Source organism: Geobacillus thermocatenulatus, assembly GCF_002217655.1.
In the GTDB taxonomy this organism is placed as follows: domain Bacteria; phylum Bacillota; class Bacilli; order Bacillales; family Anoxybacillaceae; genus Geobacillus; species Geobacillus thermocatenulatus.
In genome coordinates this window covers 505,979-528,653 of record NZ_NEWK01000002.1, presented here as the reverse complement: position 1 = coordinate 528,653, position 22,675 = coordinate 505,979, and the positions used below count along the sequence as shown (strand labels likewise).

The window sequence follows — 22,675 nt, the reverse complement described above, 5'->3', positions numbered from 1 at the left end:
CAAGCGATGGCAATCCTTTTTTTACCATCGCTCATCATTCCTTATGAGGGTGTTGGAGTGGACGCCGCTTCCGGCTGATATGGCCGGCCGGACGGTGGAGGAGCTTCTTGAGGTGTACCGGCAAAGCGAAGGGATGAAATGCCCGCAGAAGGCCAAAATTCAGGCGTTGATCAACGCCGCGAAGGACTCGATTGGGGTGACGGAAGGGGCAACGATGGCCCGGTTTGAGATCGCCGCGCTCGTCCGCCGATACCGTCAATTGGAGGCGGAGATCGCCGCACTGGACGCCGAGTTGAAGGCATTGGTTCAAACGACGATGGAGTATCAATGGTTGAAAACGGTCGACGGGTTGGGAGACGCCACGATCATCGACCTGCTGGCGGAGATCGGCAGCTTCGCCCATTATCGGGACCCGCGCCAATTGGTGAAGTTGGCGGGCCTGACGCTCAAGGAGAACTCCTCCGGCCAGCGCAAAGGGCAAAAGCACATCTCCAAACGGGGACGGAAACGGCTGCGCTCGGTGCTGTTTCGGGCGATGATTCCGCTGATCCGGCACAACGAGGCGTTTCGCGAGCTGCATGAATATGACACGACCCGCCCCGTCAACCCGCTGACCGGAAAGCAGTCCATCGTCGCCTTGTGCCGGAAGCTGTTGAATGTGCTGTTTGCGATTTGTACGAAGAAACAAGCGTTTGACGCGGAGCGAATGAAGCAGGACATCTTGTCCCAAGTGCAACGGGCGGCCTAAGGCCTCCCCCTGCGAACGGAAGAATCGTTGGACAACGAGATGACACCGGAGAAGCTGGCGTGATTTCATCCATTCGACCTTGAGTCCCTAAAGGAGCTTGGCCGGCCTCCGCCTGATGACGAGACCGAACGAGGGAATGTTGGCGCCAAGACGCCCGGAGACATGGGAGGGTTCGTCCTCATCAGCGACGCGGAGATCCAAAGGGTGCATCAAATATGCTTCCCCCGCGGAAGGAAAATATACCCAGCCGTGGCCGCGAAGCGCACCCTAGGTCTGTAAGATATCCACAAAACTGAAAAAGGATGTAAGAGATTTTGTCGAAAAATATTTTTTGGACACCCCTGAGAGGCCGAAAAGCCTTGATACATCAACATTTCTAGAGGGAGGAACTCGAATGTCAAAATGGTGGATGATCCGCGCGGGCGATCGCAATGAACTGATTCCGCTTTGGCTGGAAAAGGGCATCGCATCGATCGGTTGGGCGAGATTGGGCGATCCGAAGCGCTTTCGGTCGAAAGAACAGCTGCAGCGAAAGGCGGATGAAGTGTTTGCCGAGTCAAAACCAAAATCGAGAACGAGTTGGGTGAATCAAGTATGGCGGTTTGCCCATGAAATCAAAAAGGTCGATCGAGTGATCACATATTCAAAAGAGAAAAGGGAGTACATTGTTGGAACCGTGACAGAAGAGCATCGTTACGATCCCTCCATCGGGCATCCCTATTATCCGAACATCATCCGGGTAAAATGGGAAAATGCGACAGTTCCAAGGGATTCGCTATCAGACGGAGCGAAGAACAGTTTAGGTTCGACGCTGACGGTGTTTCGAGTGGACGAATGGGGCGATGAAATCGAGCAGCGTTTACACAGTGAACCATTCTCAAAACCTCAACATGAAGAGGGGGAAACGGAAGAAATCGTTGAAGACCTTGTTGATGATGATCCAAGACAAAGTGGACAAGCTTGATCCGTGGCAAATGCAAGATTTAGTGGCGGGCTTGCTTCAAGCAATGGGGTACAATGTGCAAGTGAGTCCGAAAGGCCCTGACGGCGGTGTGGATGTGCTCGCCTATAAGGACGCGTTTGGCTTTGAAAAACCTGTAATCAAGGTGCAAGTGAAGCATCGCAAAAGCGCCGCCTCGGCTCCGGAAATCCAGCAGCTTCTCGGAGCCAACCCGATTGATGCCAATTGCCTGTTCGTCTCCACAGGTGGTTTTACTTCCCATGCAGAGGCAGTCGCCAAACATAATTCCGTGAAACTGATTGATTTAGAAGAATTGGTCAACTTGATTGTCCATTGGTACGAGAACATGCCCAGCGATGCGAGAGCGCTGCTTCCGCTGCAGAAAATGTATGTGCCCGAATAAAAGCCGTTTGGGGCCGATTTCCTAGTTGCTCGAGGTTTTCCCGATTAAGCGAGTTGATTTTTGTTTAGCCTTTATGCCAAGGCAGGGATTTCGTCGTATTGACTTGGATGGAACACACAAGCGAAAAACGGAGAGCTTTTCCCAGCTCTCCATTTTTTCCTCCATGCAGGATTTCGACCTTATGTTCACGAATAGTATTCCTTATGTTGGTTTCTTTCGTGAGGAACCGTTCTTTCCACGATGGGAACGATTCCGCCAAGGATGTTGATGATGACAAACGGCCAACCGTTCGTCGTGCAGATGGTGCTCCCTAAGGACGCTGATCAAGTTGCGGTGTTTGCAAGGGCGGTGGCACGAGAAGGTCGTCTTGCCTGCGATCAGGGAAGCAGCGGTTCAAGGCTGCGGCGAATCCCATCGCTTCGCGTTGCCGTGCAGACGGGGCGCCTCGTAGAAATGCGGGGGCAATGGCGGTGTGTGGTGATAAAGATGACATTTCTATGAGGGATGAGTGGTGTCAATCGTCACCTATACGTTCTATTCGATTGTGTCGGAACGAAGCGGGATTCGTCTGATGGATGCGGATTGGAGCGACCAGTGGGGATGGATCGTGGTGCAAAGAAGCCGTCGGCGGTTGGAGTGCGTCGCGAATGGAACCATTCTCCATCCGGACGTCTCGGTGCGCTTTCCCATTATTCGCTGGGTCGACAGTGAGCGGTTTTTGCTGGCGGATGCGAGAAGTGACGGAATGAGCCATAATGTGTTTTTGGTAGATCTGTATGGAAATGTACAACATTCCTTTTGCGGCGGCGATGGGATTGAAGACATAGCGGTGGGAAAAGAAGGGATCTGGATCAGCTACTTTGATGAAGGCGTGTTTGGCAAAGGAGTTTCGGCGGAAGGATTGGTTTTGTTTCGATTGGACGGTTCCCCGATATTCCAATATCATTCCCATTTGACAGACCGCCCCATGATCATTGACTGCTATGCGATTTGCAAAGGGAGATCCTCGACATTATGGCTTTTTCCTTATGACGATTTTTCGCTGATTCATTTGGACCCCTGCGCAAAAACCATGCAAAGATATGAAGTGCCTGAACCGTTGCACGGATCGACAGCTCTATGTGTTAGGGGAAAATATGCGTATTTTTGCAACAGCTATCATTCAAAGGAGAAACTGTACAGCTGGGACATCGGAAACGGAAAGCTGGAGAAAATCGGGCGTATTCAAGGGGTTGCTAGGGGACTGGGGCCAAAGGAAACGAGCCACTTTATAAGTGTCGACGGTGATTCAGCGAGTGTGCATACGATCATGAATCCATCGGAATATGAATATTCAGCGCCACATTTCGCACCTTCTTGACAAAAATCGGGAGGATTTGTTCATTCCGATGTCGAATGAATCCTTGACACGCAAGGGGAGCAAAGAGGGTTGCACCTATGGACATTCGCATTCGCTAAGATCTTGGTCTTCCACCATTGATTGACCGGCTGGGTGCGGTGGACTCTCAATGCCAACCTCGTGCTGGTGCTGGCGTTCAGTTGCTCACAAAGTCCTTTGTTCTTCCTCTTGTTAAGGTGCGAAATGTGAGCTGGAAAGTCGGTGAGTATATGGTTGCCTAGTTACCTTTTGCCTTGGGAAAACTGATGGGTGACCAGCTTTTGATATAAACGATGGGTAGCCAGCAATAATTCATGGTTTCCCTGTCCAGTAATGCGCCCGTCTTCGACAACGAAGATCGTGTCTGCATTGGTGACGGTAGAAAGCCGATGGGCAATAATCAACGTCGTTCGACCTTTCATCACGTTTTTCAGCGCTTCTTGCACTAGGCTTTCTGAGTCGCTGTCCAAGTTAGAAGTGGCTTCATCTAATAGCAAGAGTTTTGGGTTTTTTAAGATGGCTCGAGCAATCGCAATACGTTGTCTCTGCCCTCCTGAAAGCTTGATCCCTCGTTCGCCGACTTCTGTTTCATAGCCATTCGGCAATTTTTGAATAAATTCGTGAGCGTTGGCCAGCCGAGCGGCCTGTTCGATTTCTTCATGCTCAGGCATGCTTTCTAATCCATAACAAATATTTTCCCGAATGGTGCTTGACAAAATGGGAATATCTTGAGAAACGTAGCCAATCGCTTGCCGCCATTTTTGTAAATCGATTTCATGGATAGGTACGTTTCCTAACAAGATTTGTCCTTCATCTGGCAGATAAAAGCGTTCAATCAGTGAAAAAATGGTTGTTTTTCCGCCGCCGCTGGGGCCAACAAAAGCGTAAATTTTGCCTGGCTCAATAGTAAAATGAATGCCTTTTAGCACCGGTTTATCTTGATGATAAGAAAAGGAAACATGTTTGAACTGCAATGTTTGATTGAAGTCGGGTTCTTTTTGTGAGCCCAGCAGTTCCCGTTGCTCTTGAAAGATTTCATTAATCCGCTCTGTAGCCCCCAATGCTTTTTGAAAGGTGGTGAAAAAGGAAGCTGTAGCAGTGAAAGGCATGACAATTTGAAAAATATAAATGATGATGGCCGCAAGCTCTCCCGCCGTCAAATGCCCAGATGCAACCCGGGCGCCGCCATAACCGACAATGATCACGACAACGAGCATCATGACGGTGGCAATCATCGGTGAGATGACTGCATAGACTTTCGCTTCTTTCAAACCGAAGTTCATTAAATTTTTGATCTCTTGATCTCCTTTTTCTGCTTCCATGTGTTGACCATTATAAGATTTCACGAGACGGATATCTTGCAAGATCCGGCCAAGATGTCCCGAAAACTTGGCCAGTTCATCTTGCGTGCGCAAAGAAATTTGATGCATCTTTCTTCCCAACGGCATGATGATGAGCATAGCAGCGGGAACGGCCAAAAAGATAAAGAGAGTAATTCGCCAATCAATCATAATCAGTAAAATGATGGAACCGATCACAGAGACAATGCCACTAAAAAATGTGACGAGATGGTTGGAAATAAGCAATTTGATGACTGCTGTATCTTGCGTAATGCGGCTCATCGTTTCCCCCGATTCATAGCGGTCAAAAAAGGAAACAGGCAAATGAAGGATGTGGTTCCATAATCGACTTCGAATCTGGGCTACTAGAGCTTCTCCGGCATACGACATGAGATAAAACGAGATGCCGCCTGTCGCCGTTTGAACGAGAAAAGCAGATAAGAGCCAAAAAATTTGTTGCCACTTCATTCCGCCATGGGCTAAGAGATCAATAAAGTCTTTCGCAAACAGGGGGATGATCAACCCAGCCCCGCTTTCAATCAATCCAAGAATGAGGGCGAAAGCAATGAGCGATTTGTTCAATTTTCCTTGTTTGAGCAAATACCAAAATGGTTTCGGACTGCCTTGTTTCGTTTCGATCCTATTTTTCATATCCACTGTTCTCTCCTTCCTTTGATTCCTTCATATCTATACCCATGTGCTCAAGACGTTGCATGTAGTCATCCATCGCTTGTTCAAGCCACTGCTTCTCTTCTTTGGAAAAGGGGAGGGGACTAAGGACATCCCATTCTTCATTCCACTCAAAAGAATCCCATTGGTTCTGGTTAAGTAGCTCGGTAATCTTTTCAACGGTCTCCAAGCTCAAAAGACCAAAAGTAGAGCGCAGGAACGTTTCAATCATGTGCTGTACGTCAGGGTGGTCGGTGGGGAGTCCGTACAGTTCGTGAACTTGTTTGACGAATTGGGCATAGGATTTGATCATTTCGTTCTCTTTTTGCTTGAGTTCTTCATTATGGAAGATGGCATCAACCGTTTCTTGGTCTAGGTATTGTGTCATCAATCGTTTTTGATCATCTTCTGTTTGAATGCTGCGGATTAAGCTCATCAAGAGAAGGCTGTCAATTTCTCCTTCTTCCTCTAAAAGGGTGATGGCATATTCAATGGCTTGAATGGATCTTTCTAACTGTCTTCGTTTCTGTTCTAGCATGTTTTTTTCTAGCATCAACGTTTCTTTTAAGGTAAGGTCGTATGTTGGTTGGTGAATATATTGTCGAATCTCTTCCAAGCTAAGCCCAATAAACTTCAAACTCATAATTTTGTGCAATTGAAGAATGTCCTCTTCCGTATAGATTCGATGTCTTGATGACGGATCTTTCGTTGGCTGCAGCAGTCCAATTTCATCATAATACCGCAATGTCCGGATGGATACACCTGTCTTTTTGGTGATTTCGCCGATCGAATACGTCTCCATGACAGTTGTCCTCCTTCTTTCTTTTGCTAGTCTCTCCCTTATCATACACCCTAACGCAACTGGAGGTTCAAGAGGGAATTGTTTAAAAGAAGGCGGATCGCTCCGCCTTTGTGCATGGATTGATGCAATTTTGCACGATATAAAATACCTGAATCCGTGATACAGACGCGTTCAAACTGCCAAGAAAACTTGATCAATCAACAAATATTGCGAATGTCGCAATTTGACGAAAAAACGATGTAGGAAAATTCCTCCTTTTGTCGAAGTGAGTAGGGGGAAGGAGGAATGTTATGTGCAAGGTACATATTTTTTGGGATAATAGTAATATTCATATTGTTGGTCGCAACCATGTCATGAAGGAGTTTGAACCAGGGGAAGATCAAAAATTATTTAGAAGCTATTTTAAGAACCTATTTTTGTTGGCACATAGGAATCGTCCGATTGGCAGTGCTTATGTTGTAGGAAGTATTCCCCCTCCAAATTCTAATTTGTGGGATCACGTTCGACGGTTAGGCGTTACGTTAGAGTTACTTGAACGTTCAGCTTCAAATAAAGAAGTGGGGGTTGACCAAACACTTCAAGTCTCGATGTTTAGAGAAGCTGCAAAAAATAATGGACATGATCATACATTTGTTGTGTTGACAGGTGATGGAGCTGGGAAGAAGTTGGGTCAAGGATTCTTAAATGATTTGGAACTAATCAAGAATATGGGTTTTAATGTGGAGGTAATATCGTGGGAACATGGAACACATAAAGATCTAAAGGGATTTGCTGAAGACAATGGTTTATTTATTCCGCTTGAAGACTTTTATTACAATGTGACTTTTATAAAAGGAAAACGAAGAGCTGATGAAAGTCTCGATTTTAGCAAAATTACAAAATTAATTGTGGATGAGCAAAATCAATAGATTGTCATTGATCCAAAACGTACATCGGATGTTGCGCGGACATTTGAGTCGATTGACCATCAAGTGGACACAGACGGCAATGTGAAGCCAAAGCTGGAGGGCAAAAACACCCATATGATCGATACAACATGTGCTTGACAAGCAAAAGAAGACACTTGAATTGTATCTTCATATCATCAAATGGAGGTGTATTTGTATGTCTACTTTTGGAAAATCGAAACTGAATGTATTGATTTGCACAATTGGTTCTAACCCACTCCCTATTTATGTCACAACTCAGTATTTAATGCAAGAAAATCGGAATGACGTAGACGAATTGCCTAAGCCCGACCGCCTTCTTTTTGTTCATACTAAAAATACAAAACACGTTTTTACAAACTTAAAAAATAAAATCGGCGTTTTAAATAGGATCATTGGCATTGATTTAGGAGGCGGAGAACGGGACAGGGACGAAGTGATGAGCAAATTGACGAATGAACTTTCTAAATTGGAAGATAGTTGTGGTATCAACAGCATTCATTTATTTTATACGGGCGGAACCAAACCGATGTCTGTTTTTAGCTTTTTGGCTGTTGAGGAATTTGCAAGAGAGAGAAACATTCGAACAATCTATAGCGATTTGCATCCCGATTATGCGCAAATTACAGTAGGAAGAAAGGTGTTTCCTTTTTCGGACGGAAAGGATTTGAGAGACTACATCCATCTTACCATTAAAGATCTTTTCGAGCTTCATAATATGCAAATATCACAACAAGGGAAAAGTCAGATGACGTTTGAGCAGGTAGATATTATTCGATTTGCCAACAGAATAATCGATATTATTAACGATTCATCATATAGTAGCTGGCGCGACAGCTTGAATAAGCTGAAAAAGGTGAGTGAAAAAAAAGATTTGAGACGAGAAGATATTGAGAAAAAACGCGCGGATTATGAGAATGTCCGGAAAGAGTTAAAAGATGTTTTTCCGATTCATTGGTCTCAGGCATCTAAATCGGTAAAATCATTCAGAGAAACTGTTGAATTTCTTCACGGAAAATGGCTAGAAGAATATGTGATTTATGCCATCGAGAAAATCAAGAGCGACGTGAGTTTATCAGAAGTGCGCCAAGGGATCGAAGCAAGATACGAGCGTCGTCCTTGTGAGCTTGACATTGTAGCGATGAAGGGGTATCAAATGTATTTGTTTTCCTGCACGACTTCCTCTAAGATAAAAACCGTGAAAGGAAAAGCCTTTGAAGCGCTCTATCGTGCAGAACAACTAGGAGGAAGTCATGCGAAAGTTGTCATGGTAAGCATGCTCCCCTCTAAAGGCAAGGGGATGGAAGGCAGTGAGTCTTGCAACGATAATTTGGAAAAAGACCTAGCTTCGTTTAATGCGCAGTACGAAAAGAAAGTGTCTTTGATCGGCAGGGAAGAATTAAAGGACTTTGAAACATTAACTCAAAAACTAAAAGATATTTTTTGTTCGTGATAAGATAGGAACATCGAGGAGATGATGAACATTGTCTTTCGTTTTGTCTATGTTTGATATTAACGGAATTCAAAAGTATGTGTTCCAATCCAACCGTTTACAAGAGATTGTTGGAGCTTCAACGTTAGTTGAACAATCGTTATCAGAGTTTTTGTTGGATTCCATTCGCGAACAAATCCCACAGGGGCAATATGTTGTTGATTGGAAACAAGCTGCTGATTTTTCGTTTTTGAACGATGACAGAATTCGTTGTGAAATTATATACGTTGGAGGGGGGAATGCGCTGGTTGCGTTTAGGGAGAAAGAGGACGCCAAAAGGGTTACAAGACGCTTTTCTCTCATGTTATTGGAAAAAGCCCCTTCTTTAACGTTTACAGTGGTTCATGAGGTGGTTGAAGGGAAAAATTTCAATCAAGATCGCAAAACAGTCACAGCCGCCTTATTGAGAAAGAAAAGTGAAATGATTCCTCCTGCTAAGATGGGAGGGATCTCGATTACGCAATTGGACGATTCCACGTTCCACCCTATTACACATCATCATCCTAAGTATGGTTTTGTGACAGTGGAAAATCTGCGTAAGAGAGAGGCTTTTCTCCAAAAGAAAAGTGTATTGCCAGTTGATGAGTTTCAAATCCCGCTTGAATTCGATGACTTAGGTAGAGAAGAAGGAGAAAGCCATATAGGGATTGTACATATAGATGGCAATTCATTTGGAAGAATGTTAAAAGATCTTCTTGAAGGAGAGAAGAGTTATGAGCATGCAGTTAAAAAAATGCGGAATATTGCCGCCAAAATAGATGAGATCTATAAAAAGACATTTATAGAGGTTGTTGAAGTATTAAAAAGCAACTTCCGAGATGGAAGAATCGGTACAATTCAACTGAAGAAAAAGGAAGAGCAATATTGTCTGCCTATTCGTGATATTGTGCTCGATGGGGATGATGTAACATTCGTTTGTGACGGAAGGTTGGCTTTATATGTCAGTTACATGTTTCTGAAAAAACTGTCTGAAAAAAGTTTAATCGAAGGCAATACCGTTTCTGCATGTGCAGGGGTTGTGATTGCCAAAAGCCATTTTCCGTTTTATCGCGCTTATCAAATAGCGGAACAGTGCTGCCAGTCAGCGAAGAAGAAGGCGAAAGAAGATGGCGACCCTGTTGGAAGTTGGATTGATTTCCATATTGTCTCCAGTGGCATCACAAATGATTTATATGAGACGAGAAAAAAATATTATCAAATTCCAACAGTGAGTTCCATCGATTATCGCAAAGAATACAATTTGATATGGCGGCCTTGGCTTGTAAACAAAGAAGGTGTAACGGACAGCGACTATGACTTTCGGCATTTCATCCGTATGCATCAATCATTTACGTCAGGGGACGAAAAGTGGCCTAGAAATAAGATGAAGCAGCTTGAAGAAGCTCTGATGCTAGGAAAAGTGGAAACCGAAATCTTTCTTAAGGAAGCAGCAAGCAAAGGGTTGGTGTTGCCCACATCACCAATTCGAACCGTTTTTGACAGCTATGGCCGAACCCCCTATTACGATGTGTTAGAGATGCTTGATTTTTTTATTGATTTAGAGGAGGAAAATCGGGAAGATGAAAATCAAGATGCAGCTTCTTTCTGATTTATGTCCATCTTCAGGGGAGGGATTGGCGGGCATCTATGATGCCGATGTCCATTTCGATTCATATGGAATCCCTTTTATTCCATCAAAGAGGATAAAAGGGTGTTTCAAAGAAGCAGCCCTTGAATTAATGGAGCTTGATGAGAGCATTCCAAAAGCTGCTTTTGAAAAACTGTTTGGTTTGCCAGGTGTGACAGAGAGTATGATGAAGATTGGCAACGGTTATGTGGAACATTATGAACAAATGATCTGCGAGTTGCAGAGGATCATAGAGTCCCCGTATAAGAAGTATGTCCATCCATTACTCATTCAATCTTATTTTACAACAGCACGCACACAAACGAGCATTGATTCGACATCCCATACTGTCAAAGATCATTCATTGCGAACAATTCGGCTGATTAAGTCCGGTCTGATCTTTTACTTTGATGTTCATTTTGACGAATGGGATCGTGATTGTATAGAGTTGTTGGAAACATGCTGCAAGTTAGTACGGCGCATCGGATTAAACCGAACAAGAGGATGGGGAGAGGTGGTTTGCCGTCTGGAAAGAGATGAAGTGGTTTCAACGGCCAGCCAATACGTTGACAAGACTTCTAGTCCCAATGATGAAAATAGCGTTCTGGCTTACGAATTGAAGTTACAATCTCCGTTATATGTATCGATGGAAGTAGGGAGTTCTTCCACGAGCCAAACCCATATTACGGGGGGGCAAATTCTTGGTGCTTTAGCTTCCGTTTATTTGAAAAAACAAAAGCGGAACGGTGATGAAGCGCATCAAGACGAACGATTTCGCGAGCTGTTTCTTAGTGACTCCGTCAAGTATTTGCATGCTTATCCAGTTACAAAACACAATCAACGATCATATCCAACGCCGCTGTCGATTGTTCAGCAAAAAGATGGAGAAAACATTTACGACTTGGCTAATGATGACGATTATCAAAAAGTGATAGAGGAAGAAATACAAACGAAAAAACTGGATGGCTATGCATACTTAGAAGATGGCACGATGGAATTGATAAAGGTGAATACAGAAGTGTATTATCACCATCGCCGACCTCAAGATCGAACAATTGGACACGCCACCGATGAGGATGGTCAATTTTATCAAATAGAGGTAATCAAAAAAGGACAAATCTTCCGAGGTCTGATCATCGGAGAAAGTAAGAGTCTAAGCTATTTAAAACGAATGATACATGAGACTCCTGTCATTCGACTCGGACGTTCAAAAACAGCTCAATATGCAGAAGCGGAAATCAAGGTAATGGAATTCTCATCCCTCGACGAAGTAATAAATCATAACCAATATGTGTATCCAGGTGATCAAGTAGTAGTGACATTGACATCACCCATGATTTTATTTGATGAGGATGAGGGAATCATTAAAACCGATCCGAGAAGCATGGTGAACATGCTTTCAAAAAGATACCCTTCCTTTTCGTATAAACGAGCTTTTATTCGGACGAAAAGAATTTCTGGATTTAATAGTAAATGGAAAATGCCGAAACAGCATGTGGATGCCATCGATGCTGGCAGCGTCATCGTGATGACATATGAAGGAGAAGAGAAGCTTTGTACATCAGACATCGAGAAAGAGAGTTACGGATTAAGGACAAATGAAGGATTTGGACGTCTTGTCGTCAATCGGCATGGTCAAAATAGGGTATGGCTGTCTCATGATGAACTAGACATCCAAAAGAGAATGGAGAAGTATGCAACTCAGTATATACAGCCAATAATTGATCATATTTTAAAAGAACAAGTTTATTTAATCTTGAGACATTCGGCTCTAAAGGTCATCGCAAAAGAAATTTCATTGGTTAGCATGAGCAATTCGCTCATATTTAAACTTATTCATATGTTAAATGTGTCGAGTGATGTAGAAGAGTTTATTTTACGAGTCAAAAATGAAGAAAAAGATTTGCCGTCATTTATGCGGGAAATAGGACAGTCGACAAACGAGGTAGGGGATCAAATAAAAAACAAAGTTGAGAAAGTAAAACGTGAAGTGTTGTTACATGAAGATTGGAGCATGAAAATGTCCAAAATCGCATCGGACGATCTGAAAAAGTGGATCGAGACACAACCATTTGATTTATATAGACATTTCACTCTTACGATCCTTCAACATATCAAATGGCTGAATCGACAAAAAAGAGGTGTACATGCTCTCTATGAAACACAAGAATGATCGAATTGTTATGCGCATTTTCGTAAAAGGAACCTTTGAACTTACGTCTCCTTGTTTGATCGGTTCGGGTCAAAATGAGCAGACAGACATTGATTTTATGAAAAATCACGAAGGGAAGGCGTTCATTCCCGGAACAACTCTAGCAGGGGTGTTTCGAAATTATCTCGTCTCTACCGGGTTAAGTCGGGAAGTGATCGCAACCATGTTTGGACAGAGTGTAGAAGAGAGCAGCCAAACGACATTAAGTCGCCTTTTCGTTTCGGATGCGCATATAGTAGATGAAGAAAATTGTTTAGAAGTTCGTGATGGGGTTCGAATTGATCATAAGACAAAGACAGCCATTGATCGTGGAAAATTCGATTATGAAGTTGTGAAAAAAGGAACAAAATTTCTTCTGAAGCTTGAGCTTGTTTTAAGGGAATGTGACGATGCAGAGAAACTTCAAACGGTGTTGTTTGTTCTTTTGGATGCGATGCAAAAAGAAAAAATGGCAATCGGTGCTAAGAAACAGCGGGGATTTGGCTATGGAAAACTGCGTGACGTGGAAGTATTGCGCCTTGATTTTATGGATAAAGAAAAAAAGCACGCATATGTTGAGCAATGGATTCATTTTGATTGGAGGGAATTTTCGGGTAACATCAGTGTGGATGAACTAAATCGAAATGTCGACTTAGGGATGAAAGAGCAACAATCCATTAAGATAAAGGTTCCTTTGCAAAATGTTTCTTCCTTAATGATTCGGAACTATCGGAATTCGACAGACTTTGCCGAAAAAAGTGTTGATTATGCCCAGTTATGTTCCAATGGGATCCCGATTATTCCAGGTACATCTTGGGCGGGGGCATTTCGCCACCGAATGCAACAAATGATGGAACAACTGTACGAGAGTAGTGGCAAAACGGCTTTTTCTGATTTGGCTAGAGAGAAAATAAATGATTTGTTTGGGTATGTTGATGAACAGAAGAAACAATCGAAAATGTCCCGCATCCGTTTTCATGAAACAGTGGTGTTCAAAGGAATGTTGATAAAAAACACTAGAGTGAAAATTGATCGTTTCACAGGAGGCGCTGCGGACGGAGCATTATTTGATGAACTGCCTGTCTATGGAGGGGAGACGCAGTTAGTCATTGAAATACGGGAAGCAAAAGACGAAGATATTGGGTTGTTGCTCCTCGCTTTGAAAGATTTGCTGAAGGGGTATTTAGCAATCGGGGGAGAGACAAGCATTGGGAGAGGAATTTTTTCAGGTTCTGCTATTTTCTTGGAAACCGATCAAGGAGAAGTGCAACTGAATGAAGATAATGAGCGCAATTATTTTAGAGCTCTTTACAAGGCGATTTGTCAGTCAAAATAAGGGTGGGGGATATGAAGGTTCATAAAGTAGAAGGACAATCATTGGTTGAACTCATTGCCAAACATTTGAACAGTCCAACCGCCTATGTGTTAGCATGGCTAGATCATACGGTTCAAGTTGGTATATGGAGAAATCATAACATAATGTTTTTCAATGGGCATATCGAAGAGAGGTATGTACAAGAAATTCGTATTTTTCACGAGTCGGCAGAGCTCCACGTAAGGAGGTTTGGAGGAAAATTTATTGGCCGCATGATTATAGAAGATGAGACATTGCTTGCTTTCGATGAAACACACTACATACTTGGCAGTGTAGAAAGCTGGAGCGATGGTTGGTTAAAAATAGCTGACAAAAATAGAGGTTTTGAATTATACGTCCCTTCCAACAAACGCTTATCAGGAAAATTGTGCTATAAAGTGCGCAACTATTTGAAAGAAGATGAGCATGGACAGCTTTACTTCTATGATGCTCGCTTATTAGCATTTTGTGAACCAAATGGGAGATTTTTAAGTGAGGGGGAAGACAATGAAGAAAAAAGAGAGACAAGGTCATCGAGAAAATCAGATAACATTTGTCAATCCATATAACTTCATCTCGCTAGGAGAAAAATGCAATAGAACAAAATGGCATGAAATAAAGGGAAGAACTTTAACAGGAGTTATTGAGTGTACGCTTGAAACGAAAACACCGATTTTTATTCCAAATTCCGCAAGTATGGACGCATTGGAACAGAAAAATGACGTGAAAGGAGGCGCGAAAACGTTAGAGTTTTACTCATATCCACCCGTTGTTGAACATTCTCTTTCTCCTTCGTTAGCAGACCCCGTTATTCCAGCCAGTGAATTAAGAGGGGTCATTCGGTCGGCTTACGAAGCTGTTACGGATTCGTGCCTGTCGACAGTTTGTGTGGACAAAGTTTTATACAGCAGAATAAGTAAGCCCGGAAAACCGGGGATACTGAAAAAAACTGCGGAAGGATATTGTATCCAACCTGCTAAAAAGTACCGGGTCCTTCTATCGCAAACAGATGGGATTCAGGAAGGGGAGAGAGTGCGTTTTCAAGTGATTGGAAGGGATAAAGCGAGAATAGTCGCTGATGGTTCAGTTGATGATGTCAAAGAAGGGTATTTTCATCGAGGAGAGTATTTTCCGAAAAAAAGATATGAAGCGATCTTTACAGAAACAGGAAAACCGATTCCTCTTCCACAACATTTCGATGCGATCGAATACTTGAGAAAGGTGCTTTATTTGTATCAGAAGGAAAACAAACTGAATCGCGAAACCAATCATAACGAATATGCACATTATAAACTAGAGGAAGGTAAACCGATTCTTGTATACTATCATGAGTATAATGGGAATTATTACTTGTCACCAGCGTGTATTTCAAAAATAGTATTTCATAACACGTTGAAAGATATTTTAGATGGACAAGGTGGGTATTCCCCTTGTGTAGGTGAAGAAGTTTGTCCAGCTTGCGCGTTATTTGGAATGGTGGGCCGCAATCATTCATTTGCTTCTCGTTTGCGGTTTACCGATGGGAGAGTGATTAAGGAAGAAAATGTGAAAGAGTTTTTTGAATCACCGAAAGTGTTGTCGATGCTTTCTTCTCCCAAACTCTCTGCAATGGAGTTTTACCTTGAACCTCCTAGTCAAGCGGATTGGTGGACTTATGATTATGCGGAACGGAAATCTGGTATCGATAAATACTACAAGCCTAGGCTAAGAGGAAGGAAATTTTATTGGCACTCCAGGCAAATGAAATGGAGGAATTATGATCCAAATCAGCCATTGTCTTCTCTTGAATGTATCATTCGTCCTGTAAAAAAGGGAGTTTCATTTTCTTTTCGGATTTTCTTTGAGGGAATTAGCGAAGCTGAGTTGAAATGTTTGCTATGGACTTTGAACATAGGAGATAACGAAAATGAAAACTGCCATAAAATTGGAATGGGAAAACCTTTAGGATTAGGAAGTGTAAAAATAAAGGTAGATCGAGTAAAGACTAGGGAATTTGTACTTTGTAATGATACTGTTGAATACAGGGAAACAGAAAAGGAATATTCAATAGAGGAAATCGAAAGGCAGATTGATAAAACGAAAAAAAATATTGCTCAGTTTTTAAAAATTACAAAATTGGACAATGGTATAGAAAATATTTCCTACCCTAGAGTTGCGAAAAACGATGATAAAGGATATACATGGTTTGTTGAGAATCGAAAGGGCGGAAAAATAAAACAATCGCTTCCGCATATATTGGATGATGATATTACACTCAAAGGATAAAGAGATTTGATGATGAAAGCTGTTTGTGATGAAAAATGGTGCTGTGAGGGATGAGTGGTGTCAATCGTCGCCTATACGTTCTATTCGATTGTGTCGGAACGAAGCGGGATTCGTCTGATGGATGCGGATTGGAGCGACCAGTGGGGATGGATCGTGGTGCAAAGAAGCCGTCGGCGGTTGGAGTGCGTCGCCAATGGAACCATTCTTCATCCGGACGTCTCGGTGCGCTTTCCCATTATTCGCTGGGTCGACAGTGAGCGGTTTTTGCTGGCGGATGCGAGAAGCGATGGGAAGCTTGATTTTCTATCAGCTATTGAATTTTTAGGCGCAGATGGATAGAATGGAAAAAGGAGAGCCATATGGCCCCGTAGCTCAGTGGATAGAGCGTCGGTTTCCTAAACCGTGCGTCGGAGGTTCGAATCCTCTCGGGGCCGTTCCAATGATCCGACTAGTTCGGATGAAAATTCGTAAACTCCTTGATACGACCGTGTTTGCGGTCGTTTTTCATTTTTTGGGAATCCCCCAAAAAACGATAGAATCCGAAAAAATTTTGCACGAATTTTGCACGGCTATTTGGCATGATACAGCTCCTCCATCGCGAGATCGACCTGCCGGGATTCTTTTTGCTCCATCTCATCTAAAATATGCGAGTACGTTTGTAGAGTGGTTACAATATCTTTGTGCCCAAGTCGTCGGGAAACATACTTAACGTTTACAGATCAACCTGCTTCACATGAACATGATTCAGGAATGTTTCCGGCGTACATTTGCCGCTAAAATGCGGTATCATCTAGCGGATTTAAACCCACCGCCATTTCGCACCCTCTCGACAAAAATCGGGAGGATTTTTTTATCTTCCTGTCGAATGAACCCTTGAAACACAAGGAAAGCAAAGGAGTTTCTACATCATGAGCGTTCAAATCCGTGCCATTTATGAAAATAAATAGCATGAATTCGAACGTCCATGGTGTGGAAACTCCTTTGCTTTCCTTGTGTACCAAGGACCTATTCGACATCGGGATGAAAAAATCCTCCCGATTTTCGTCGGGAGGGTGCGAAATGTGAGATCAAGGGGCGAGAGGCATTTTGTTTGCCTAGTGACTGTCGAACTCGGGATAAGCTTCTCGGGGCCAACTGGCTCGATGCGAATGGCCTGTTCATCTCAACTGAGGGATTTACATGCACCGTTTTTCCAATTATAATGATATTTAGAATAACCGTTGCCGTTCGGATGGATGGCAGGTCAAGAGAGGGGGCGGCATCGCCGCTCCTTTTGTATTCATTGCCATGGACGGGAGGGAATGCTTTGTATTCGCGAATTGCCTTATTCGGGGGACAGTGATTTTTTGCCCGCGTTGCAAATCGCCCAATCAGAAGGAGTGCATATCACCCTTTATTATTCCGACGGCAATGATGAGATTCGCCCGCACGATGAACTGTTAGATCTTGTCGATGACAGGAAAGTAATCGATGCGGAATTTCTCCACAGCATTCGACGGGAATGAGAAGGCGATTGTGTACAATTGTTATTTCCTAAGGGCGCTTTTTTTCGATTTCAGCCGCCTGTTTGAGAAATGCCACCGCAACATTGCACCAATTGCTCTCTTCAGCTGTGAGGCCCTCAGCAATGAACTTTCCGTGTTTTCGATGGTGTTTCCCCTTTGGCGAAGTGTTGCAGTTTCGCTTTTCCCTGTGGAGCTGTGCAAGCAACACTAACGGAATGACATTCAGCATGACAATCCGGTTGCTGAATGGAGTATACCGGAAGTGAACGATTGGCATCCCCATATGTTTGACTTGACCGAAAAAGCAGTTTGGAAACATCAGCCGAGCCGAGAAAAACGGTGATTGAACAATGGGAAACGCGAGTGCTCATCGAAGCATCTTAGCCAGAAAGGAGCGCACCTTGGGTCTGTAAGATATCAACAAAACTGAAAAAGGATGTAAGGGATTTTGTCGGAAAATATTTTTTGGACACCCCTGAGGGGCCGAAAAGTCTTGATAGATCAACATTTCTAGAGGGAGGGAGAGGAAATTGGATTTCCGTGATATCCCGCAACTCATTGCCCGAATGCTCATGGAAGTGATTCAAACGCATATACCGCACCAATGGATATACAACGCTGAACCATTCATCAACCCATACAACGGCAAGATCAGCTATGACTATTCCGGTGAAGTGAGGAAAATGAAGAAGGAAGAGTTTGCCGAGCTTGTCCGATCGCTGGGGAGAAGTAAGGGCTCGCGATTTTATTGTTCTCCGTTAGATGAGTTGTTAAGCAACGTTTACATTGATCAATGGGTGCCGACGTATATGTCTAACTATGGAAAGCATTGGGTGACATACTGTGACTTGCTTAGGGAAACATTTGATTAATGGAAGTACAGCCACTTTGAGATTTATGACGAGGACGGGAATGAGGTCAATGAAGATCTCAACTTGCAACTTGATGAAATATTCGAAGATTTTTTAGAGAATACTTCGCACGAGCCATTTGTTAGAGAAATTGAAAAAACGATTGCCTAATACGATGGATGTCACCTTGAAATGTTTCGGGTGTAGATGGTTTATATGATGCTTTGGCGGCATGGAGCCGTCTTTTTTGCTGCTATAAAATGTGTTTTTCATCAGCCTTCTTGAAAAATCTCTGCGTTTTTTCTCGAGATGGTGGCGAAATATTCAACGATTTTGTAAAATTATTATGAAGGGCGATGTTGGGATGGCTGTGTTGATGTCATGAATATGCAACGGTGCATTGAATTATATTAATATATTTTTGTTCAAATCAATAATAGTGACATACTATTAATCAATTGTGTTATAATAAATGTTGGAATCGCCCTCAAAACGAAAGGGGTATCGGCGGCATTGTTTCGAGCGATCGCTCGATGATCTTTTACAACTATTCATGGATAGGGATGGTAAACATGGGCAACAAACAAGGAAAAACGGATGTCATCTTAATCGGCGCCGGCATTATGAGCGCGACGTTGGGGACGCTGCTCAAGGAATTGGCGCCCGAGTGGGACATTGTCGTCTTTGAAAGACTGGAAGAGGCAGGAGCGGAAAGCTCCAACGAGTGGAACAACGCCGGGACGGGGCATGCGGCGCTGTGTGAGTTGAACTATACGGTTGAGAAGGCCGATGGGTCGATTGACATCGGCAAAGCGATTAAAATCAATGAGCAGTTTTACGTCTCTTTGCAGTTTTGGGCTTATTTGGTCAACAGTGGTATTCTTCGTGACCCGAAAGATTTCGTCCGTCCGCTGCCGCATATGAGCTTTGTGCAAGGGGAAGACAATGTGGCGTTTTTGAAAAAGCGGCACGAAACGATGGCGGCCAATCCGCTGTTCAAAGGGATGGAGTTCACGAATGATCCGAAAAAGTTGGCCGAATGGGTGCCGCTCATGATGGAAGGGCGGGTGGTGGACGAGCCGATCGCGGCGACCCGCATCGAATCGGGGACGGACGTGAACTTCGGGGCGTTGACGCGCCAACTGTTTGAACATTTGAAACGGAAGAACGTGGAGATCCGCTACCGCCATCATGTCGAGGATATCAAACGGACAAGCGACGGTTTATGGGAGCTGAAAGTGCGGAATTTGGATACGGGCGCCGTGGAACTTCATGCAGCCAAGTTCGTCTTCATCGGGGCCGGGGGAGGCAGCCTCCATCTGTTGCAAAAGTCCGGCATTCCGGAAGGGAAGGGAATCGGTGGCTTCCCGGTGAGCGGGTTGTTTATGGTGTGCAACAACCCTGAGGTTGTCGAGCAGCACCATGCGAAAGTGTACGGCAAAGCGAAAGTCGGCGCGCCGCCGATGTCGGTGCCGCATTTGGACACGCGGTTTATCGACAATCAAAAGATGCTGCTGTTTGGGCCATTTGCCGGGTTTTCGCCGAAGTTTTTGAAAAACGGATCGATGCTCGACTTGTTCACCTCGATCAAGCCGCATAACGTCTTGACGATCTTGGCGGCGGGCGTGAAAAATATGTCCTTGACCAACTATTTAATCCAGCAAGTGCTGTTGTCGAAAGAACAGCGCATGCAAGAGCTGCGGGAATTCGTCCCGACGGCGAAAAGCGACGAGTGGGACATCGTCGTGGCGGGTCAGCGCGTGCAAGTGATCAAAGACACGGAAGCTGGCGGCAAAGGAACGCTGCAGTTTGGCACGGAAGTCGTCCATGCGGCTGATGGCTCGATCGCGGCGTTGCTCGGCGCTTCGCCAGGGGCATCGACGGCGGTTCATGTCATGCTTGAAGTGATGGAGAAGTGCTTCCCAGAACGGATGAACGAGTGGCGGGCGAAAGTGAAAGAGATGATCCCGTCTTACGGTGAGTCGTTGATGAAAAACGAAGCGCTGTTGCGGCAAGTGCAAGCGTCTACAGCGGAAGCGCTCGGATTGAACGGCCACTTTGCGATGCAGTTGGCGTAGGCCTATAGGTTTGAGCAATGGAAAGGAAAGCCGAGTGCCCGTTGCTTGGAAGGAGCAGCTGCCTGGAAATGAAGGGCGGCTGTTTTTCTATTTCCTTTGCCGCTTGATGTCGGAATGAAAGGGGCCTTGCCCTGCGGTTTTCAGATGCACGGTGGGGCGCAATCAAGTATACTGGAAAACAAAGACGCGGACGGGATGGCAGTCGATCATCGAGGCTTGTAGAGACGATCTTGCGCTGCGGCCGCTGTTGTCTTCCAGGAGAAGCAGTTGAAAGGGGGGTGAGGCTATGACGAGATGGGTGTCCTATTCAGAAAAGCGGCAGTTCTTAACAACGTTTTTGCAGCAGCATCGTTTGAAGCATCCCGATGCTCGATTTGTGCTGCAATACTTGCTTCAACACCCCCATTTGCTTGAGAACGTCCATTTTACGGAAACCGAGCAAAAGCAGGCGCGGTGGCTGATCATTTCGACTGCGATGGCGGAAGAAGAAGGGCTTGTGTTTTATCGGCGCGGTCAAAAAAGCACGAGCCTTGCCTCGATTATGGGGGACTTGGCGCTGCATCCGAACGAGCCGCTCTATTTGACGCTCCATTTTCCTGGAAAGACCCGGAATTTTTCGTACCTTCGGCTTATTGATCACCAAGCGTTTGAAAATGTCAGACGGCACGAGCGGCATGAGAAAATGGCGAAGGCGGCCGAGCAAGTGTTGGATGAGGCGCTGAAACGCCACGAACTGTCGAGGCTGAAGCTGCAAATTGATCAGGCGCTCGATCGCAAAGATATGGAGCTGTTTCATAAGCTGACGGAACAGCTGAAAAAATATGAAGGACAAAGCTGACGAAATGCAGTCCGCTTTGTCCTGGGCGCGGGAAAGGGAAGTCAACGGCTGCAAGGTCTGTCGTCGGTTTCCCTGTCCTCCTCATGGAACGATCGGCGCGACGGCGTTTGCGACGTCGTAGTCGCTTTGGTTGAGTTCCGTCGGCAGGCCGATGACGAGTTTCGCCAACTCTTTTCCTACATACGGGCCGACGGTGAGGCCTGAGGAGCCGAGCCCGTTGGCGATATACACCCCAGAAAAGCCCGGAAGCGGTCCGAAGACAGGGAGAAACCCAGGCGTGCGAGGACGGAACCCGACCCGCGTTTCCACGTAGGTGCACGTCGATAGCCCCGGTGCGATGGCGAGCGCTTTGTCCAATATGTCATGGATGCCGCCTGCGGTGGCGCGGATGTCCATGCCCGCTTCATCTTCATGGGTCGTTCCGATGATGATTCGCCCTCCAGGGAAGGCGAGCATATACTGATTGTTCGGCGGCATGACGACCGGCCATTGAGCAGTCTCGCCCGTCAGCCATTCGAGATGAATGATTTGTCCTTTTTGCGGGCTGACGGCAAACCGAACGCCCAGCGGTTCGAGCAGTTCGCCAGCCCACACGCCGGCTGTGACGATGACCGCTTCGGCCGTGTATTTCGCTCCATTGACTTCCACGCCGATGACGCGGGAGCCTTCAAACAGGATCCGGGCGTTGCCGCGCATGTAGGCGGCGCCAAGCTTTTGGGCCGCGTTTGTGAGGGCGTCCCGCACCGCCCGGCCGTTCACTCGGGCGGCGCCGCTCACATATAGGGCATGATGCTCACCGCCAAGCGGCGGAAACAGCTCCTTCGCCTCATGGGGATGAAGCCGCACGATCTCTCCCATTTCCGGCGCGTCTTCGCGCCGTTTGCGAGCGCGCTCCTCCATTTGTTCCAGTTTCTGTTCATCCGTGTGCAGCCATAGAGCGCCGACTCGCGCGTAACCGGTGTCTGTTTCCCCGTATGATTTCAGCTCTTCCATGAGGGAAGGATAAAATTTCGCCCCGCTTTTCGCCAAGCGATACCATTTTTGATTGCGGCGCTGCGACAGCCAAGGGCAGACGATGCCCGCCGCCGCATCGGTCGCCTGCCCTTTGTCGCTGCGGTCGATGATGATCACGTTTGCGCCTTCCTTGGCCAAATGGTAAGCGGTCGAGGCGCCTAAAATGCCAGCTCCAATGACGATGCATGACTTCATTTCCTGACACCTTTTCAGCGTTTTTCTCTATTAGCATACCATACACAACATCAATCGGG

At 45.2% G+C, this 22,675-nt stretch carries 16 protein-coding genes, 1 tRNA gene and 4 pseudogenes; 17 read left to right on the top strand and 4 right to left on the bottom strand.

The window, feature by feature from the left end:
• Window positions 1–43: 43 nt before the first annotated feature.
• The 3 genes and pseudogenes from B9L19_RS11495 to B9L19_RS11480 form a co-directional block, all read left to right on the top strand.
• A pseudogene (locus B9L19_RS11495) lies at window positions 44–748 on the top strand (transposase); the annotation flags it as partial.
• A gap of 394 nt (window positions 749–1,142) precedes the next feature.
• Window positions 1,143–2,112: pseudogene (locus B9L19_RS11490) on the top strand (restriction endonuclease).
• Between the two features lie 511 nt (window positions 2,113–2,623).
• Window positions 2,624–3,472 carry a TetR family transcriptional regulator gene (locus tag B9L19_RS11480; RefSeq protein ID WP_167372755.1) on the top strand — a complete coding sequence of 283 codons (849 nt, stop codon included), beginning with the start codon at window positions 2,624–2,626 and terminating at the stop codon, window positions 3,470–3,472.
• Between the two features lie 260 nt (window positions 3,473–3,732).
• Here B9L19_RS11480 and B9L19_RS11475 read toward each other — a convergent pair whose 3' ends face one another.
• Together B9L19_RS11475 and B9L19_RS11470 are read right to left on the bottom strand one after the other, a co-directional pair.
• Window positions 3,733–5,481: an ABC transporter ATP-binding protein gene (locus B9L19_RS11475; RefSeq protein ID WP_025949148.1), complete on the bottom strand. Its 1,749-nt coding sequence runs from the start codon at window positions 5,479–5,481 to the stop codon at window positions 3,733–3,735.
• Window positions 5,471–6,301 carry a MerR family transcriptional regulator gene (locus tag B9L19_RS11470; RefSeq protein WP_025949147.1) on the bottom strand — a complete coding sequence of 277 codons (831 nt, stop codon included), beginning with the start codon at window positions 6,299–6,301 and terminating at the stop codon, window positions 5,471–5,473. The genes B9L19_RS11475 and B9L19_RS11470 overlap by 11 nt, the downstream gene beginning before the upstream one ends.
• A gap of 290 nt (window positions 6,302–6,591) precedes the next feature.
• Here B9L19_RS11470 and B9L19_RS11465 point away from each other — a divergent pair, with 290 nt between their 5' ends.
• From B9L19_RS11465 to B9L19_RS11425, 10 genes and pseudogenes are all read left to right on the top strand, one after another.
• Window positions 6,592–7,209, top strand: coding sequence for an NYN domain-containing protein (locus B9L19_RS11465; protein WP_025949146.1), 618 nt, complete (start codon window positions 6,592–6,594; stop codon window positions 7,207–7,209).
• Window positions 7,210–7,347 (top strand): annotated as a pseudogene (locus tag B9L19_RS19830) (PBSX family phage terminase large subunit); the annotation flags it as partial.
• A 58-nt stretch (window positions 7,348–7,405) separates the two neighbouring features.
• Window positions 7,406–8,680, top strand: a complete 1,275-nt coding sequence (locus tag B9L19_RS11460; protein ID WP_089113944.1) for a Card1-like endonuclease domain-containing protein — start codon at window positions 7,406–7,408, stop codon at window positions 8,678–8,680.
• 31 nt (window positions 8,681–8,711) lie between these two features.
• Entirely contained in the window at window positions 8,712–10,307 is a 1,596-nt protein-coding gene (locus B9L19_RS11455) for a Cas10/Cmr2 second palm domain-containing protein (protein WP_047753283.1), read from the top strand.
• Window positions 10,279–12,498: an RAMP superfamily CRISPR-associated protein gene (locus B9L19_RS11450; RefSeq protein ID WP_047753282.1), complete on the top strand. Its 2,220-nt coding sequence runs from the start codon at window positions 10,279–10,281 to the stop codon at window positions 12,496–12,498. Before B9L19_RS11455 ends, B9L19_RS11450 begins: the two co-directional genes overlap by 29 nt.
• The gene (locus tag B9L19_RS11445) at window positions 12,473–13,852 is read left to right on the top strand and encodes an RAMP superfamily CRISPR-associated protein (RefSeq protein ID WP_033024066.1); all 1,380 of its coding nucleotides are present in this window, start codon (window positions 12,473–12,475) and stop codon (window positions 13,850–13,852) included. The genes B9L19_RS11450 and B9L19_RS11445 overlap by 26 nt, the downstream gene beginning before the upstream one ends.
• Before the next feature lie 11 nt (window positions 13,853–13,863).
• Complete coding sequence (csx19, locus tag B9L19_RS11440; RefSeq protein ID WP_025949141.1) at window positions 13,864–14,439, top strand: type III-D CRISPR-associated protein Csx19; 576 nt, start codon at window positions 13,864–13,866, stop codon at window positions 14,437–14,439.
• Entirely contained in the window at window positions 14,378–16,135 is a 1,758-nt protein-coding gene (locus B9L19_RS11435) for a TIGR03986 family type III CRISPR-associated RAMP protein (RefSeq protein WP_025949140.1), read from the top strand. The genes csx19 and B9L19_RS11435 overlap by 62 nt, the downstream gene beginning before the upstream one ends.
• A 57-nt stretch (window positions 16,136–16,192) precedes the next feature.
• Window positions 16,193–16,474, top strand: coding sequence for a hypothetical protein (locus B9L19_RS11430; RefSeq protein ID WP_167372754.1), 282 nt, complete (start codon window positions 16,193–16,195; stop codon window positions 16,472–16,474).
• Between the two features lie 22 nt (window positions 16,475–16,496).
• Window positions 16,497–16,569, top strand: a tRNA-Arg gene (locus B9L19_RS11425).
• Window positions 16,570–16,704: 135 nt separating this feature from the next.
• Here the strand turns inward: B9L19_RS11425 and B9L19_RS19405 are convergent.
• Window positions 16,705–16,851 (bottom strand): annotated as a pseudogene (locus B9L19_RS19405) (site-specific integrase); the annotation flags it as partial.
• Between the two features lie 630 nt (window positions 16,852–17,481).
• Here B9L19_RS19405 and B9L19_RS11420 point away from each other — a divergent pair.
• The 4 genes from B9L19_RS11420 (at window position 17,482) to B9L19_RS11400 (ending at window position 21,407) form a co-directional block, all read left to right on the top strand.
• Entirely contained in the window at window positions 17,482–17,640 is a 159-nt protein-coding gene (locus B9L19_RS11420; protein WP_199502757.1) for a hypothetical protein, read from the top strand.
• A 530-nt stretch (window positions 17,641–18,170) separates the two neighbouring features.
• Complete coding sequence (locus tag B9L19_RS11410) at window positions 18,171–18,512, top strand: hypothetical protein (protein WP_241771998.1); 342 nt, start codon at window positions 18,171–18,173, stop codon at window positions 18,510–18,512.
• Between the two features lie 542 nt (window positions 18,513–19,054).
• On the top strand, window positions 19,055–20,569 hold the full coding sequence (locus tag B9L19_RS11405; RefSeq protein WP_198527170.1) for a malate:quinone oxidoreductase: 1,515 nt from the start codon (window positions 19,055–19,057) through the stop codon (window positions 20,567–20,569).
• Between the two features lie 286 nt (window positions 20,570–20,855).
• Window positions 20,856–21,407 (top strand): YpiB family protein, encoded by a 552-nt coding sequence (locus tag B9L19_RS11400; protein ID WP_047753267.1) that lies wholly within the window; start codon window positions 20,856–20,858, stop codon window positions 21,405–21,407.
• 81 nt (window positions 21,408–21,488) lie between these two features.
• Here the strand turns inward: B9L19_RS11400 and B9L19_RS11395 are convergent, their stop codons facing one another.
• The gene (locus B9L19_RS11395; RefSeq protein ID WP_047753266.1) at window positions 21,489–22,616 is read right to left on the bottom strand and encodes an NAD(P)/FAD-dependent oxidoreductase; all 1,128 of its coding nucleotides are present in this window, start codon (window positions 22,614–22,616) and stop codon (window positions 21,489–21,491) included.
• Window positions 22,617–22,675: the final 59 nt, after the last annotated feature.